Source organism: Dysgonomonas mossii (assembly GCF_004569505.1).
Lineage (GTDB): Bacteria > Bacteroidota > Bacteroidia > Bacteroidales > Dysgonomonadaceae > Dysgonomonas.
In genome coordinates this window covers 1-514 of record NZ_SPPK01000038.1, presented here as the reverse complement: position 1 = coordinate 514, position 514 = coordinate 1, and the positions used below count along the sequence as shown (strand labels likewise).

At 68.1% G+C, this 514-nt stretch carries 1 pseudogene; it reads left to right on the top strand.

Annotated features, from left to right (window positions below):
- Positions 1 to 514, top strand: a pseudogene (locus E4T88_RS18840) (NADH-quinone oxidoreductase subunit L); the annotation flags it as partial.

Here is a 514-nt window from a genome sequence, read left to right as displayed (position 1 = left end):
CTGCCAAGCAGCGCGGCGCGTGGGACGGGACCAAGTTCCTCCTGGAGCAGGGCCGCGACTGGATCATCGAGGAGATGAAGGCGTCGGGCCTGCGCGGTCGCGGCGGCGCGGGCTTCCCCACCGGCCTCAAGTGGTCGTTCATGCCCAAGAAGTCCGACGGGCGCCCGCACTACCTCGTGGTCAACGCCGACGAGTCGGAGCCGGGCACCTGCAAGGACCGGGAGATCATGCGGCACGATCCGCACCTCCTGATCGAGGGCTGCATGCTGGCCTGCTTCGCCATGGGCGCGCATGCCTGCTACATCTACATCCGCGGCGAGTACGTGGCCGAGAAGCACGCGCTCCAGAAGGCCGTGGACGAGGCCTACGAGGCCCGTCTCGTCGGCCAGTCCAACGTGCACGACTTCCCCTTCGACATCTACGTCCACCACGGCGCCGGCGCGTATATCTGCGGCGAGGAGACGGCGCTGATCGAGAGCCTCGAGGGCAAGAAGGGGATGCCGCGGCTCAAGCC